The sequence below is a fragment of the Robertmurraya sp. FSL R5-0851 genome, assembly GCF_038002965.1.
Taxonomy (GTDB): domain Bacteria; phylum Bacillota; class Bacilli; order Bacillales; family Cytobacillaceae; genus Robertmurraya_A; species Robertmurraya_A beringensis.
Genome location: NZ_JBBOOE010000001.1, coordinates 305,674 through 321,813 on the forward strand (window position 1 = coordinate 305,674; position 16,140 = coordinate 321,813).

At 40.7% G+C, this 16,140-nt stretch carries 15 protein-coding genes; 12 read left to right on the plus strand and 3 right to left on the minus strand.

The features are described 5' to 3' along the window. Position 1: 1 nt before the first annotated feature. On the minus strand, positions 2-1,234 hold the full coding sequence (locus tag MKX65_RS01705) for a DUF438 domain-containing protein (protein WP_340901966.1): 1,233 nt from the start codon (positions 1,232-1,234) through the stop codon (positions 2-4). Positions 1,235-1,247: 13 nt separating this feature from the next. Further along, on the minus strand, positions 1,248-1,475 hold the full coding sequence (locus MKX65_RS01710) for a DUF1858 domain-containing protein (protein WP_340901968.1): 228 nt from the start codon (positions 1,473-1,475) through the stop codon (positions 1,248-1,250). 203 nt (positions 1,476-1,678) lie between these two features. Here MKX65_RS01710 and MKX65_RS01715 point away from each other — a divergent pair, with 203 nt between their 5' ends. After that, a complete protein-coding gene (locus MKX65_RS01715; protein WP_340901973.1) occupies positions 1,679-3,421 on the plus strand; it encodes a methyl-accepting chemotaxis protein in 1,743 nt (580 codons plus the stop codon). Between the two features lie 355 nt (positions 3,422-3,776). Here MKX65_RS01715 and MKX65_RS01720 read toward each other — a convergent pair whose 3' ends face one another. Beyond that, positions 3,777-4,958 carry an MFS transporter gene (locus MKX65_RS01720; protein ID WP_340901974.1) on the minus strand — a complete coding sequence of 394 codons (1,182 nt, stop codon included), beginning with the start codon at positions 4,956-4,958 and terminating at the stop codon, positions 3,777-3,779. A gap of 437 nt (positions 4,959-5,395) precedes the next feature. On the opposite strand from MKX65_RS01720, the gene MKX65_RS01725 reads away from it, so the two are divergent. The 11 genes from MKX65_RS01725 to MKX65_RS01775 all read left to right on the plus strand — a co-directional run bounded on the left by MKX65_RS01725 (position 5,396) and on the right by MKX65_RS01775 (position 16,137). Next, a complete protein-coding gene (locus MKX65_RS01725) occupies positions 5,396-6,736 on the plus strand; it encodes a VWA domain-containing protein (protein ID WP_340906133.1) in 1,341 nt (446 codons plus the stop codon). Between the two features lie 59 nt (positions 6,737-6,795). After that, positions 6,796-7,485, plus strand: coding sequence for a hypothetical protein (locus MKX65_RS01730; protein WP_340901976.1), 690 nt, complete (start codon positions 6,796-6,798; stop codon positions 7,483-7,485). 225 nt (positions 7,486-7,710) lie between these two features. Next, positions 7,711-8,328: a hypothetical protein gene (locus tag MKX65_RS01735; protein ID WP_340901977.1), complete on the plus strand. Its 618-nt coding sequence runs from the start codon at positions 7,711-7,713 to the stop codon at positions 8,326-8,328. Positions 8,329-8,379: 51 nt separating this feature from the next. Continuing rightward, entirely contained in the window at positions 8,380-9,507 is a 1,128-nt protein-coding gene (locus MKX65_RS01740) for an AAA family ATPase (RefSeq protein WP_340901979.1), read from the plus strand. A 6-nt stretch (positions 9,508-9,513) separates the two neighbouring features. Beyond that, positions 9,514-10,854, plus strand: coding sequence for a CpaF family protein (locus tag MKX65_RS01745; protein WP_340901981.1), 1,341 nt, complete (start codon positions 9,514-9,516; stop codon positions 10,852-10,854). Next, positions 10,851-11,783 (plus strand): type II secretion system F family protein, encoded by a 933-nt coding sequence (locus MKX65_RS01750; protein WP_160548007.1) that lies wholly within the window; start codon positions 10,851-10,853, stop codon positions 11,781-11,783. Before MKX65_RS01745 ends, MKX65_RS01750 begins: the two co-directional genes overlap by 4 nt. 3 nt (positions 11,784-11,786) lie before the next feature. Continuing rightward, positions 11,787-12,725: a type II secretion system F family protein gene (locus MKX65_RS01755; RefSeq protein ID WP_160548006.1), complete on the plus strand. Its 939-nt coding sequence runs from the start codon at positions 11,787-11,789 to the stop codon at positions 12,723-12,725. Between the two features lie 460 nt (positions 12,726-13,185). Continuing rightward, positions 13,186-13,389 carry a hypothetical protein gene (locus MKX65_RS01760; RefSeq protein WP_119706414.1) on the plus strand — a complete coding sequence of 68 codons (204 nt, stop codon included), beginning with the start codon at positions 13,186-13,188 and terminating at the stop codon, positions 13,387-13,389. A 26-nt stretch (positions 13,390-13,415) separates the two neighbouring features. Next, the gene (locus MKX65_RS01765) at positions 13,416-13,802 is read left to right on the plus strand and encodes a TadE/TadG family type IV pilus assembly protein (RefSeq protein ID WP_340901987.1); all 387 of its coding nucleotides are present in this window, start codon (positions 13,416-13,418) and stop codon (positions 13,800-13,802) included. Continuing rightward, on the plus strand, positions 13,792-14,526 hold the full coding sequence (locus MKX65_RS01770; RefSeq protein ID WP_340901988.1) for a pilus assembly protein TadG-related protein: 735 nt from the start codon (positions 13,792-13,794) through the stop codon (positions 14,524-14,526). The genes MKX65_RS01765 and MKX65_RS01770 overlap by 11 nt, the downstream gene beginning before the upstream one ends. A gap of 33 nt (positions 14,527-14,559) precedes the next feature. Then, positions 14,560-16,137 (plus strand): hypothetical protein, encoded by a 1,578-nt coding sequence (locus tag MKX65_RS01775; RefSeq protein WP_340901990.1) that lies wholly within the window; start codon positions 14,560-14,562, stop codon positions 16,135-16,137. The last annotated feature ends 3 nt before the right edge of the window (positions 16,138-16,140 follow it).

The window sequence follows — 16,140 nt, forward strand, 5'->3', positions numbered from 1 at the left end:
TTTAGCCTAATATGCGTTTTTCCCCGTCAATTTCTTTAATCGGGGCGATATTTTGGGTGAACTCCAGTGTCCCCATATACGTTCCCTTCTCATCCCTGACAGCAAAGTATCGGATATAAACATATTTATCTTTGATTTTAATCCAAAAGTCTTCGCTATCTTTTTTCCCTGATTTAAAGTCCTGTAAAATTTCTTCCACCATATGAACACTTTTCGGAGGATGGCAATTTTGAACGGTTCTTCCAATGACTGCTTTCGTTCTTACGAAAATACGCTCTTTCCCATGAGAGAAGTATCGTACCACATCGTCCTGATCGATAAAGGTGATATCGACAGGTAAATGATTTAACATGAGTTCGAGTTGCTCGATCGATAAAAAACCTGTTTCCATTCGAATGAAGCCTTCTGACATAGCTGAACTTGCAAGTGCCTTTCTTTCTGGTTTCCACTCGACAGTAGGACTTGTTAAACAATAGCCAATCTCATCACTTTCGTGTGCGATCTTAACCCATTCATCCTCGGTTAGATGCTGAAGTGCCATAGGGAATAGGATATTTTCTTCTTTAAAGATCATCTCAGAAACCTCGCGGATCACGAATTCAATGCTATTTACGGCTGTTTGATGATCATGATTGGTATAGTTGGTTAAGACTTGTTTAGCCGTTTTTATCGATTCTCGAATTCGATCATCCACTCCCCACATTACTTTGGTAGGACCAAAAATACCGTATTTCTCTAAGAAAGGAAATAACAAATTCTCCTTACGACTGTAATGCTTATCAAGGTCGATTAACAAATTTAAGTCTTCTATTAACTTAAATACGTTATCACTACTATCCTCTACTTTGAAACGGTCAAAATGTAGTTGGATTTTGAAGTTTACAAGCATATCAATTTCTTTATTTTCTAGCTTAAAGGTATGAACAGGGTGTCCAGGTTGATCTTCTGGTTTTTGGCTGCGGTGGATTTCTTCAATCGATCCTTTAAAAATGGCTGTATGAACCGAACATAGGCGTTGAACTTCTTCCACTGGTATGCCTTCCTCTTCCATAAGAGCTTGCTCAAGCTGTGAGATCTCCTCGATCGATATCGTTCCGACCGCTTTCTCGAACTCATCTCTAACTTCCTCCACACTTCGTCCCATGTGTAAATCTTTGATAATTGCTTTTAATAGTTCTTGTCGTTGTGTTTTATTTAATGTCTGTTGTTCACGATTATTAATTAACTCACTCATTGGTAGCCCTCCATTACTCTTTTATCTCAAAACCATGACTTTGAAATGTTGCGATTACGGTGTCTAAAGGAATGTCTTTCACTCGGCAGCCTTTAGGTATGGTCATGACACGACCGACGGTTTGAAGCATAGTAGGTTTGGATATGTTTTCAAAACCTAGACTCTGCATGATGGATACTACTTCCGGATATTGAGTGCATATTTCATAAAGGGTTTGATTTAAATGAATGGTTTTTGACATGTTCATCACCCCAGTAAGTTAGTGCCTTATGTGGTTAATGTATCATATCTGTCTTGAAACAAATGTGATGTGCATCACGAATGAAAATCTTTCTCATTTATAATGAATAATTAGTACTAGGTATATGTTAGTAATCTATCTATTATTTCTATTAAATTTAGATATAATGAATATATTACCAGGACTTTATAAGGGGGATTTTTATGAAAAGGAAGGACAAGTCTTTAAAGAATACATTTACGTTCATGCTTTTTACTTTGATCATTGGCATTTTTATCATAAACGCTGCCATCATTTACTTTAATTCTCAACAGTCCATTGATAAAACCCTCAAGACGAATGGAATCATCCATGCGGAAAGGGTCGCAAAGGTGATTGACGCGGAAGATTATGCAAATTTTTTATCAAATCCAGTAGAAAATGAAACGTATAGCCTTCTTCAAGAAGAGTTAAATGATTACCGAATAAAAATGGGTGCCATGTATGTTTACACCCTTAGGGTAGAAGAGGATCACTCGCTACAAATCATGATTGATGGTCTACCAGAGGGTGAAGCGGTTCCGATTGGTGAACCAACGACAGCCACAACATATGAAGATATAAAAGGGGCTACACTTGGTGGGGTTAGTAGCACAGATATTGTTAAGGATCCCGAGTTTGGGGAATATATGTCGGCTTTCGCTCCTATAAAGGACAAGACTGGTAAGGTGCTAGGGATTGTAGGCGTCGATATGGAAGCGACCCAAGTCCATGCCATCAGCGACTCCGTCATTAAAGGGTCAATTCCTATTCAACTGGGTGTATCTCTTGTGATCCTGTTAACCTCTCTTGGGGGAGTTTATGTTTACCTTGGAAAAAAACTTCGTCCCTTAACGATTTTAACGGATGTATCCAAAGAAATAACGCAAGGGAATCTTTTACAGGCAAAAGAAACCTTAGACACTCTTACCCTTCGATCAAAGGATGAAATTAGTAGATTACATCATTCCATGACAGAAATGAGTACAATACTTGAAAAGATGGCTCATAATATGCAAGGAACCTCTTTAACGATCAATGGAAAAAGCGAAGCGTTACATGCTGCATCTACTGAATTATTGGAAGGTTCGAGCCAAATTGCTTTAACGATGGAGGAAATGGCTACTGGAGCGGAGACTCAAGCAACCTTATCAACAGAACTGGCTGAGAATATGAGGCAATTCTCAGGGGTAATTGAAGAAGCAGATTCCAAAGGGAAAGAATTGGCACAATTGAATGATGAAGTGACTCAATACACGGAATCAGGTTACCAATTAATGCAGCAGTCGGTCACTGGTATGAATGATATCCACAAGGTAGTCACACGTTCCGTCACGGAGGTAAAGGACTTAGCTGAACAAACTAGACAAGTATCTTCGTTAGTCACTCTGATACGTTCGATTGCAGACCAAACCAATTTGCTAGCACTTAATGCAGCGATTGAAGCGGCAAGAGCAGGAGAGCAAGGAAAGGGCTTTGCGGTTGTGGCTTCAGAGGTTCGAAAACTAGCGGAGGAAGTATCAAAGTCAGTTGATGAAATTCAAGAGATTGTTGGAAAAGTAGACAATAACTCAAGAAAAGTGGTTGATACCCTTGAAGAAGGATTACAAGTGGTAACAACGGGTCAAGAGAATGTAAAAGATACGGGCCATACCTTTAAGGAAATTTCGCAGTTAATCGATGGAATGAATAGGAAAATTACGGACTTAAGTCAGCAGCTGAATCGAGTTGTTACGCAACAGGACAGCATGAATAAGTCGATTGAAGAAATTGCCGCCATTGCAGAAGAAAATGCAGCCGGTATTGAAGAAGTATCGGCGTCCTCTCAACAGATGACTGGGTCGACGGAAGAGATCAACCAGTGGGTGAAGGAACTGAACTCAGCTTCTGTAGAGCTTAAAGAGGAAAGTGAGCGGTTTAAGGTTTAGAAACTTGGGTCTAGAGGGGGAGCACTTTTGGGTTGGGGGATCAGGTAGAGCACCTGAGCTAATAAATAGAAGGAGGAATTCCGCTTAATTAAAAATTACTATTAAAAATGGCCTAATTAGACGGAGAAATTCCGTCTATTGGCTCGGAAATCCCAAAAATGGGGTATTTTCCTTTGCATAAGCGGAAAACCTCCTCTTATTTACCCCGAAACGAGCTCGATTCTGGATATAACGGAAAAATCTCCGCTTATTCTACTTTTGCTGGTTTCTTGATTAACGACAATCTTATTTCACACTACGCTAAACATAAAGAAACTCGCCAAAATGCTATGGCGAGTTTTACTTTTTTATATACTTAAGAAAGGGGAGCTCTCGTATCTGATTGAGGTGATTTTCGTTTATATACCTGGTATAGAATTAGGGCTAAAAGTGAAAGAATGGCACCAGACACATATGGAAGTGGAATAGCAACCGAGAATAGCCATCCTCCAAGTGGTGGACCAATGATACGGCCTAGCGAATCAAAGGATGAGAGCAATCCGGTCGTACTTCCGTGTCCAGCACTTGATGTCTTCGTTAGCAATGATGAGACACTTGGCCTAATAAATCCATTCCCAATCCCAAAAACAGTTAAGTAAATTGCTGCGGTTACAAAGTTATCAATGAGTAAAATTAAAGAAAAACCGATGGCAGAGATCAAAATTCCGAGTTGGATAACCGCTCCTTCTCCCCATTTTTTTGTTAGCCTTCCTACTAGTCCACCCTGAACGATGGCACCCGCAAGCCCCATAATCATAAATACGTAACCAAGATGAGCTGACTCGAGCCCGGCTTTTTCAAAAGCAAAGTAGGCGAATGTGGCTTCCAAGCCTGCTAAGGATAAGGTGACAAACCATTGTAGGATATACAAAATGGATGTTGGTCCTTTTAAGGCTGAAAAGATGGACTCTTTCTTTTTATGTAGGTTTTCTTTACGCTGCTCACTTGATAGTGACTCTTTTAAAACAAACAAAACAAGCAAGAAGGTTAGGACAGATGATGTACCTGCAATAAAGAAGGGCGTGTGTAAGCTTTCTTTTGAAAAAATCCCACCAATGGCTGGTCCGAAAATAAATCCGAGTCCTACGGAAGCTCCGATGATTCCCATCCCTTTACCCCGGTTCTCATGTGAAGTGATATCTGCCACATAAGCCATCACGGTTGGCATGTTAGCTGCTGATAAAACTCCCCCAATGATTCTCGCTACAAATAACATCCATAAAGAGGAGGACATGCCCATTAAAAAGAAGCTGACCGCCAGTCCAAAGATTCCAATCATAATGACTGGTTTCCGACCGATTTTATCAGAAATTCTCCCCCAAAAAGGTGCAAAGAATAACTGCATAAGCGAGTATACCGCCATTAATAAGCCAAGCTGAGTAGGGGAAGCTCCCAATTCTTCCGCGTAGAACGGCATGACAGGGATAATAATCCCAAACCCTACCATGACTAGAAACATAACTGCAAATAATATAGGCAACGCTTTCTTAACTTCCAAAATCAATACACTCCAATAGGTTTCATTTGTTTCTTTCCTCTTTATTATAACTCTAAGATTGCAGGTGATAAAAGTCTTAAAAGTACTTCGGATATTCTTAGTGGTTTTATACTATGTGTGATTTCATTCGACAAATTTCTCGCGCTGGGACAGGGTAATTTTTAACTTTTTTTGTAAAATGAAGATTTATTCCTAATGGACGGGTCTTTTTTTAATAAGAAAAGGAGGAAAACCCCATCTGATTCATAAAGATTCTAGTTCTTTGTATCTGTTAAAAGTCTTGAAGTTGAGATTTTGATAGTTTGATAGTACCAGACAAAAATCGACAAAGCGCTATGGGTCATTTGACGGGGTTTTCACTACGTGTTACTAAATAATATAGGAAAAAAATTACTTCAAAATATAGGAAATTATGAAGGAGCGGTTTGTCTTTGAAAGTGTTTAAGCATTTCCTCCTATTATTAGTCGTTACATGTTGTACCGTTGCTTGTTCAAACGAGGAGCAAACAAAGCAGGAAGAAGAGCCGAATAAGGAAACGACAACGGCTAGTGAGGATAGTAATAAAGAAGAAGAGAAGGAAGTCGTTGAAGCGGTGACGTATCCGGAACAACCTACTGTAGCTGAAGAGATGGTTCAGCAACCAGCTGGTCTCCACTCAGAGGACTTATATGCATCTTTAGCAGGTTCTAATGTTGATTCTGAACTTCCAATGGGTTCTGCCATAGAGGATTTAGTGGTGGAGGATTTAGAGGCAGAAGAAATTTATAATGGATTGATTCATTATATAGGTGCAGATTATTCTCTCGTTTTTGATTCCTTGAAAAATTTTACTCCTGACTATGGTGCATACGATTTATCAAAGGAACAACCATCCTTTAAAAACGTAGCTATTCATCTAGACTCAAGTGGAAGTATGAATGCTCAAGTTTCCGGTGGAGTGAAGATGGACTTAGCCAAACATGCTATTGCTACCTATGCTTCTGGACTACCTGCTTCAAGTAAAGTTTCTCTTAGAGTATACGGACACCAGGGTACAGGGAGTGACAATGACAAGGCAATATCATGTTCGAGCACAGAAATGATGTACGATGCCAATACATATGATCAGGCTAGCTTTGAACAGGCACTAACAAAGTTTAAGCCAAGTGGGTGGACACCACTTGCAGCATCCATTACAGCTGCATATGAGGATTTAAAGAAATCAGCGGATGATAAGTCTGAAAACATCCTTTTTGTTGTAAGTGATGGGATTGAGACGTGTGATGGAAACCCAATCGAAGAGGCTAGAAAACTAGCAAACTCGGATTTAAAGGTCAAAGTGAATATTATCGGTTTTGATGTGGATGATGCGGGCCAGAAGCAGTTAAAAGAAACGGCATTAGCTGGAAATGGAACGTATTATACCGTTAACTCGAATGTGGAATTGAACGATACGATTGAAGCATTGCTACAAGATGCAAGGGCCAGCTATGAACGGAACTTTGAAAAAGCAAAGGTTGGCTACAAGGTAAATATGAAAAAAGTAGAAATTGGTCAAGGGATAGAAGATCTTGGCTCTAGCTTTATGGACGTTTCTGATTCGGAAAAAGATATCTTGTTTGAGGCGGTGTCTCGACTAGAGGACCAAGAGAAAATTACCCCTGAAGCAGCGGAAGAATTACGAAGCATACTTGATGATAGACATACAGCGATTAGAGAGTACATTAACCAGCTAGAAGAGGAAGCAAGAGAAAAGAATAACACGAAACATCAGGAAGTGATTTCTAGTCTGAAGTGATCAAACTCCTGAAGACTAGAAAACTAGAAATTTAGAAAAAGAAGGTTGAGAGGATCAAGATGAAGATTTTACTTGATGAGACATTAGGTTTTACAACCGAATTATTTCCTGAGGTTTTGATTAAAAAGATTACGGGGAAAGGGGGGCGCTCTTTGGAGGAAAACTTGACGAAAAAGAGAGCCTTTATTCCCCAAAAATTCAATGCCATTAGCGTAAATATGGATGAAGGAATTGACCAGCTACGTAGCTATATGAATGGATCTGATGAGTTGCTCTACATATACGATCCTTATGTGACCAATCAAGGAGATATAAAGAGAATTCGAAATTGGATTTATCCCAATCAGAAGCTATTTCTTGTTGATGGGACCAAAAATCGGGGATATGTCTTTTTTCTATTAACAAAGCTTCAAGAGAGTACCTATGAAGACGTGATGATGTCCTTACGAGGAGTGAGACAACACTTTCGAATTACGTCAGATCTCCATTCACACAGCCCATCTCGCTATCTTCAATTAAAAAACCCATCGACTAAAATGTACTATTTGCTTGGAAGTGAAGGAACGAAGAAAGCCATTAAGGGAAGCAAGCAGGAATTAATAACAAAGGTAATCGAATATTTTCCTGCTGAAACGATCTATATGGCTTCTAGTAAGCCAGTATCTGTAAAGGAAAGCCATGTTCATACCATCACGTTAAGTGATATTAGCCTTCCCGTACAGTCAGAAACCATTGATATTTTTATTTAAGAAAGGCTGTTTTCGTAAAGATTGTTGTTAAAATCTAAAAACCGATTTTAACGTGGAAATAGTTATTTTACACTAAAAAATTTAGTTTGCAGGCTCTTTTCTTATTAAATTAATGCTATTTTCTATGGAAAATCAGCACAATTATTAAATTGATGTTTCAAAAAGCAATAAGTTTTGAAAAGAGCCTTAAGATATGATGACATCCAATGTAACGGAGTGACCAGAATGATTGATGCCAAGAGAAAGGCCATTATTTTTTTAACATTATCTTTTTTATTAGCGGTTGCCACTGCAGGCGTCATCTTGATGCAAATTACAGAAGCGCAGAAAAAACTAGGTAAAACCGTAGCCGTTGCAGCTGCAGCTAAAAATATCGGATCGTACAGAGAAATTAAGGAATCGGATATTACTTGGGTAGAGCTCCCAGAAACGAGTGCCTATGAATCGTTTATTACCGATGAAAAGGAATTAAAAGAAGCGATTTCGGTAGTGGAAATAGAGGAAGGAGCCTTGCTGACAAGCTCCTTAGTAAGAAAAAAACTCGATATTCCTGAAAATGAGCGTGTGGTATGGCTAAATGCGACAGAAGCCGTCCTTATTGATCAAGAGGTTGCTGAAGGGGATTTAGTTGATTTAGTTGTGGCTAGAAATGATGAAAATGACAATTTAGTTACGGAACGCTTTTTAAATAATATTCGTGTCGTTCAGGTAGAAGAGGTTAAGGAAGGAGCCCCGAGAGTAAAGATTGCTCTATCCATTGAGGAAGCTGAGCGGGTCATTCATTTTCAAAACTCCGCTGTGCAGCTTCGTGTGTTACGAGTGAATCAAGCTTCAGCAGGGTGACCAGGGAATCAATATGATAGGGACCATTGCGTTGGGGAAGGTGCATAAACGGTGAGTACATTTAAAGGATTAATGATTTCGAGAAACCATGCGTGGATAGAAATAGTCAACCAACTCATGGAAGAAATGAATATGGAAATTACAGCTGTTCCTGAGTGGAAGAGGAGCTTTCAGGATAATCAACATTACCATTATGTTCTTGTTGATTTAGATGGTGGAGTTTATCCACAACAACTACAAATTTCTTCAACAACCGTTCTTATTGGTCTTTCTAGTGAAGACGATTTCGAACAGGCAAGGAACTGGCTAGTTGGTGGAGCAAAGGACGTCATTCTTTTTCCTGAAGAAAAACAGAGATTGCTAGATTTGATGAAAGTGACAAACCAGCAGTTAACGTTTCAAAAAGAAACGGAAGCAGGCTATGGAGCAGGTCAAGTTCATGCGTTTTACAGTGCAAAGGGTGGAAGTGGGAAGACCTTATTAGCGACGATGGCTGCCCAATCATTTAGCATTCACCAAGATTTAAAGGTTTTAGTGATTGATTTGAATGCGCAATTTGGAAATATGGATGTCTTATTTGGCGCGCAGCCATTTCGTTCCTACTATGATTTAATTCCGGTTATGGATGAGATGGATATGAGGCATCTTCTGAACATTTCTACCGTACATGAAGAAACACAAGTAACGTTCATTTCGGGACCAGTGGATCCAACGAAAGCGGAGGCCATTCCGGATGAATTAATCACAAGATTAATCCGTGTAGCGAGATATAACTATGATGTTGTGATTCTTGACTTGCCATCTGTTATTAATAACCTGACATTCACAGGATTAAATGAAGCAAACCATATTCACTATGTGTTAACGCCAGACAGTTTAGGGATGAGAGCATTCAGAAATGCAAGCGAGCTATTCAATCGGTTTCAAATTGGAAGAAAAGAAGAGCTCTCTGTGATTGTCAACCGTGTTCACTCCAAATCAGAGCTTAACGAATCACATATTAAAAAGATTATTGATCGTGATGTGAATGGACTCGTGCGTTCCGACTTCTTTTCTATCCAGGCGGACGTGAATATGGGTGAGTCATTTTTTAAGAAGAAGAAGGATAAAGGAACGAACAAGGTAACAAAGGACATGAAGAAATACGTGGATGAGTTCGTTAAGCGAACAAAGGGGTGATGAAGCATGTCGTGGATTGAAAAAGCAGCGGTTCGAACACCTATGAAACAACAAACACCAGCTGATTGGAATATTGGCCAATCACAGGTCGATCGGTGGGTCAGACACTATAAAAATCGACTGATTAAAGAAGCGAATTTAGAAAGCATTACGACACTTCAGCCGGTTGAGAGAAAGAAGACCATTGAACGCCTTGTTACGCAGATGATTAATGAGGAAAAAGTGATTATTACGGCGGATCAAACGGAGCAGATCATCAAACAAATCATCAATGAATCTGTCGGTTATGGCCCCCTTGAAAGCTTGCTTCGAGATGACAGTATTACCGAAATCATGGTCAACGGTGCAGACGAGGTATTTATAGAACGACAAGGGAAGATCGAAAAGACCAATGTGAAATTTAAGGATAACCAGCATGTGCGTCATATTATCGACCGCATTATTGCTCCATTGGGTCGAAGAATTGATGAAAGCTCGCCCATGGTGGATGCTAGACTTCATGATGGAAGCCGTGTGAATGCGGTTATCCCGCCAATCAGTGTGGATGGCCCCTCGATCTCAATTCGTAAGTTTAAACAAGATCCTTTTTCACTTGATGATCTTCAGAATTTTGGAAGCTTCTCAGAAGAGATGGCACTCTTTTTAAAAGCCGCTGTGAAGGCGAAAGCCAATATCCTTGTATCTGGTGGAACCGGTAGTGGGAAAACCACCCTTTTGAATGTTCTTTCTGATTCCATCCCGAGTGGAGAGAGAATTGTCACGATTGAGGATATGGCGGAGCTTCGCTTTACGTACGATAACTTGGTTCGCTTGGAAGCTAGGCCACCGAATATGGAAGGGAAAGGGGAAGTAACGATTCGTCACTTGGTTAAAAATGCTCTGCGGATGCGTCCAGACCGAATTATTGTCGGGGAGGTTCGTGGTTCAGAAGCGATTGATATGCTACAAGCGATGAATACCGGTCATGAAGGATCATTGACTACCATCCATGCGAACAGTCCAAAGGATGCACTGGGTCGACTGGAATCCATGGTCATCATGGCTGGTTTGCCACTAACGGTAGAGGTGATTAGAGGCTATTTCGTTGGTGCTCTGGACTTAATTGTTCAAACCTCTAGGTTTTCTGATGGGAAGAGAAGGATTGTTCATATTTCTGAGCTGGTGGAAGAAGATGGCGAAATCTCCATGCGTGATATTTTCCATTTTGAGCGACAGGCCACATTAGCCGATGGAACGATTAAAGGTGAATTTAAACCAACCGGTTATGTGCCTAAAATGTATGATCGTTTCGTTTCACACGGGGTTCAAGTACCTAAGTCACTCTTTGCTGTAGGTTTGTTGAGATGAGTACGGCATGGATGTTGTTGTCAGGCAGTATTTTTACGTTTATCACCGGGATTTTCTACATTGTCAATGGGAGAAAAGCTCGTGACACCGTTAAGCGAGTCGATTCATGGTTTGAACAGGAAAAGAAAGCAGATAGAAAAAGCTTTGTTCTCTTGATTGGAGATAAATTTGACTCCTCTGAGCTATCGGAATCTCTACAAAAGAAATTGGTTCAGGCAGACTTAAAGCTAAAGCCATCTGAATACACTGGAATTTATATCCTATTATTAGCACTATTAACGTTTATCAATGTATTCATTTTAGGCCTGTATGTATTTATTGGATTTCTCTTTGCGTACGTCATTGTTGCCTTAGGGTCTAAATTCTTTTTAAATTCTCGAAAAGGGAAACGAATGGATACCTTTAATGAGCAACTTCCTGAGATTTGCCGGATGATGTCTAACGGTATCAAAGCGGGCCAGACGATTCCACAAGCGATGGAAATGGTCGGACGTGATGTGAAGGAACCGAGTAAGAATGAGTTTCAACAGATGGATTATCAGCTGAAGCTTGGTGATAGTCTCGAATATGTGATGAATGGGTTTAAAGAGAGAGTTCCGAGTAACGATATTACCATTTTCGTTAGTACGATTCTGATTCAGCAACGGGTCGGTGGAAACTTAGCAGAAGTGTTATCAACGATGGCGGAAACGCTAGAGGAACGCAGTCGAGTTCATAAAGAAATTCGTACCGTAACGGCGGAGAGTCGTTCGATTGCCTATATCCTGATTTTTATGCCGTTTCTCATGGCCATGATGATGAATTTATTTATTAAGGGATTCTTGAATGTTCTTTTTACTCCATTTGGAATGATTTTGTCTGCTATTTTCGCAGGAATTGTTAGTATTGCGTTCTTTATTATTAAGAGAATTACGAATATAAGGGTGTAAGCTATGAGATTTATCGGATTATTTTCAATGGTGATGCTCATTATCATCCTGCTTTTCTTGTTTATAAGCTTTATATATGTGTATCTTTTCATTGCGAAACGAGAGAACCTCTTACAAAACAATGGATATGTAAAGGGGAAAAGTAGGCAAAAGGGTAGATTGATCGATCGAGTGATTGCTCCGATTGTAAGATGGGGAAAGCAAGCGGGACCAGTAGGAATTAAATACCCTTACTTTGCCGATATCGAAAAGCACAAAAAGCTATTAGGTCAGGCCGGATATCCACTTGGACTCCAAATTCAAGACTTTTACGGATTCCGTTTCGTGCTCGGTATGATGGGGTTAGGATTTGGTACCATTTACGGTTTTTTAGGGCTTCCTTTAGGAATTCCCATTATGTTTCTAACCATCTTTGGTGGTTTTTTAGGACCAAGTGTTTGGCTGTATATTAAGGCAAAAAACCGCCAAGAGCTGATCAGCATGATGATGCCTGACTTTCTTGATACGGTCAGTGTTACGTTATCCGCTGGTGTGAGTCTGGATGGTGCACTCAAGCAAGTGACAAAACAATTTAAAGGCCCTTTAAGTGAGGAGATCGACCGCTTTAACAAAGAGGTAGAACTGGGGGTTCCGCGTCTAAGTGCCTACCAAGGTTTGATAGAAAGGAATTCTTCTAGAGAATTACACTCTCTAGTTAATGCACTCATTCAAGGAACCTCTCTTGGGGTGCCCGTATCGAGAACCTTTCGACTGCAGGCGGAAGACTTACGTGCGACAAGAGGTTTCTTGGCAAAGGAAAAAGCAGCGAAGGCCAGTCCGCAAATTACATTGGTCACGACCTTTTTTATCGCTCCAGCGGTATTAGGACTCATTGTTGGATTGCTCGCCTTAAATATAATTTATAATCCAGAAGCATTTGGATTGGATTCATTCTTTTTTTAATTAGGCTGTTTTCGTAAAGTTTGTTGCTTTTTCAATATTTACTATCTTGTATGAGTTTATTGGAGCCGAGGGCACTTGACTCCTAAGGAACTATGGAGCAGGAGAGAACCCACAGGCGGTTGTAACCAGCGAAATAAACGGAGATTTTCCCGTTAAGTGCAGAATGGAGCTCGTTTCGGGGGTATATAAACGGAGGTTTTCCGGTTAAACATGCAAAGTCTCCTATTTTCGCTGTTTTTCGAGTCAATAGTCGGAATCTATCCGTCTATTTAAGCTATTTTTCTATGCTAATTACTATTAAGCGGAATTTCTCCATCTATTTTTCAGATCGCATGCTTAACGTAGACCGCCAACCGATAAGTGCGGGAATCAACGGGTAAAATTAATTCTAAAACAACAATTTATGAGAAAAGAGCCTTTAATTAATAAAAAAACAAAGATTACTAGGGAGGAAAAAATAATGATGAAGAAAACATGGAAAAAGGTCACAGGTGTTTATAATCGTTATGTTAATAATGAAGTGGGAGCTCAAGCGCTTGAATGGGTCGCATTAGGTTTAGTAGTTTTAGCGATTATGGGTGTGATTGCCGCTGGAATTGACGGAGATACTTCAATCGGGAAAGCGATAACTGCAAAACTATCTGAATGGATTAGTGGAATGTAAGAGTTCATAGAGAGTGAGAGTAAACCATGAGGAAATTGCTAAAAGCATATGTAAAAAATGAGCGTGGCTCACAAGCAATTGAATTTTTAGCGTTGTTTCCGCTTATGCTCCTATCGATCCTCCTTATATGGCAGATAGGGCTCATTTCTTTTTCGTTAGTAGTAGCAGAATCGGCTGCTAGGGATGGAGCGAGGGCTGCTGCTATTCATGATGGCGAGTGGCAGGCAGTAGCTAGAAAGTCAGCAGCTGGCATCAAAATTGTTGATGTTAGGGGAGGACCTGGTACAGATGAAGCTGAGGTCATCCTTGATGTAAAGGCTCCTATTGTTAAGCTTCCTCTAATAGCGGATATTGACTTTACTTTTACCGTTGATGCGGTCATGCCTATGGAGGAAAAGCCAGATGAGGATTAGACTAAATGCGCATTTGAAAAATGAAAAAGGCAGCGGAACAACCGTGTTTATGGTTGGCATGGTTCTCGCTGCTCTTTTTTTGGCCATCATCTTTTTTGATTTTTCCACGATCTTTGTGAACAAGCGCGTCACGCAAACGGGAGCAGATGCTGCGGCGCTCGCGGCAGCAAAATCTTCAACCATCTCCATGAGGGAAGAATTGAAGGAAGAAACGCAAGAGGAACTCGATGAGCTTGGGGAACGCTGGGAGGATTTTTTAGAAGCAGCGAATGCACCAGGGGAACCGCCTGCTGAAGGAGAAACGCCTCCTCCAGCACCTACAACAGATGAGCTCTTAAGGGCTTTTATTGAAATGGTAGAGAGGCAGAAAGGCAAAAATATGCCGGGATCCATTGAGCGTTGGCTCCTTAACCATAGTGTGAGTGTAGAGGCAGAGGAAGCGATGAAGTTCTTTTTTAGCGATGCGGAAGTAAGTGATATGTCCTGTAAAGCAGTACGGGACAACTTAGATGAGGCTAGAGAAGAAGCGGAAAAGTTTGCTGAGAAAAACGATAATGACAGAGTCATAGATTTTCAATTTATACCTGATCAGTTTCGGATGTATGTGGAAACCGACAGGAAGGGGAAATACACAACTGTATCAGATGAGGGTGTGCCAGCTATCAGCTCAGAGTCTTCAGCACGAATTGGCGAACCTGCTGGATTCGACATATCTTGTAGTTAAATCTTATAAACTAAGATGAGGAGGACTGGATAGGTGCGTGATAGACAAAACCTAAGAATACTATTCACTCTTTGTACCCTGTGGATGTTGTTATTCATTCCTTTGCAGTCGGTCATCGCAGATGTAGATGATGTAATCACCGACAATGGAGGAATTAATGAAACAGATCCTAGCGATGGATCAGATGAATCCGCCGGTGGAGGTGGAGAGGATGTTCCTTGGTGGGAAGAAGCCTGGGATAAGGTAGTAGATGTTGGATCAGACTGGAAAGACCAATTGGGTGAAATTGGGAAAGATATCAGCAACGAGTGGAATGATTTCCTAGATTCATCAGAGGAAGTCTTTTCGGATGTTTCTGATTGGTTTGATACAAAATGGAATGAAGCCGGAGACTGGCTTGATACAAAGTGGAATGAAGCGGGAGACTGGATTGATCAGAAATGGAACGAGGCCGGAGATTGGCTAGATCGTAATAAATGGGCACAGACCCTTATTGCTGCAGTGATTGCAACGGTAGTCATAGTGGCTGTTTTGGCTGGTTTGGCGGCACTTGGTGTCGTTGGAGCGATTTCTCTTGCTGTTGTAGCGGTCATCGCAGTAGGAGCCATCGCTGGAGGTTTTATTTATCAGTGGATAGCGGGAGATGACTACAGCTTTTGGGGGGCATTAGGAAGCTCGACAGTTGGAGGAGTTCTTGGATATTTGGGTATGGCCTCTGGTGCCTTTGCTTCTGCCTGGGGATGGCTACGAGCAACCGCCTGGCCAGCTGTCCAAGGCTGGGTTAGAAATACAGCGGTTCCGTGGATCACCGGCAAATGGCAAGCGGGTGTAAACTGGGCGAGAACCGTTGCTTTTCCGTTCATCCGAACCAAGTTTACGGCTGGGGTGAATTTTGTTCGTACGAAATTTACTGCTGGGATGAACTGGGTGCGAACAACTGCTTTTCCTTGGGTTCGCGGGAAGGTTATTGCTGGAGGATGGAATTGGTTAAAACAATCTCCGATTGCCAAAAAAGCAGGGATTGGCTTTGTGGCAGGGGCATTTTCATCAACAATGGGAAGTCTTATTAGTTTATATACTTCCCAAGAACCGATTTCTCTAACTAGTATTCTAATTGATGCTGGTATTGGTGCTATTTCTGGGGGACTATTAGGGGCTCTAATGAATGGTGCTAGTTTAACTTGGAAAGTAGTAACAGGTCTGGGTATTTATGGTGGAATGGAAAATATGCTTGGGGATCTACTTAAAGGTGAAGAAGGATGGTTAAGTCTAGAAACTTTTGCAATTGGTGCAGGAGTTACCGTAATATCACTTAAGGTATTCGGTCCGCTATGGGAAAAGGTATTTACAGTTGAAGCACCTGCCGAAATTGTAATAAAGACAACGGAAGAAATAACCAAAAAGCTTCCTGAGATATATAATTATGTAGAGGATACTATCAAGAGTAATTCAAATCAACCAATAGAAGAACCCAAAAAACCTGATCCATCTAGAAATAATCAGACAAAAGAAAATAATAGTAGTTTAAACCAGGATGGTTTAAATCCAACTAATCAAGAACAAACGGAAGTACAAAACCCGAAGAATCACACTGTTGCACCCATTCAATAATTA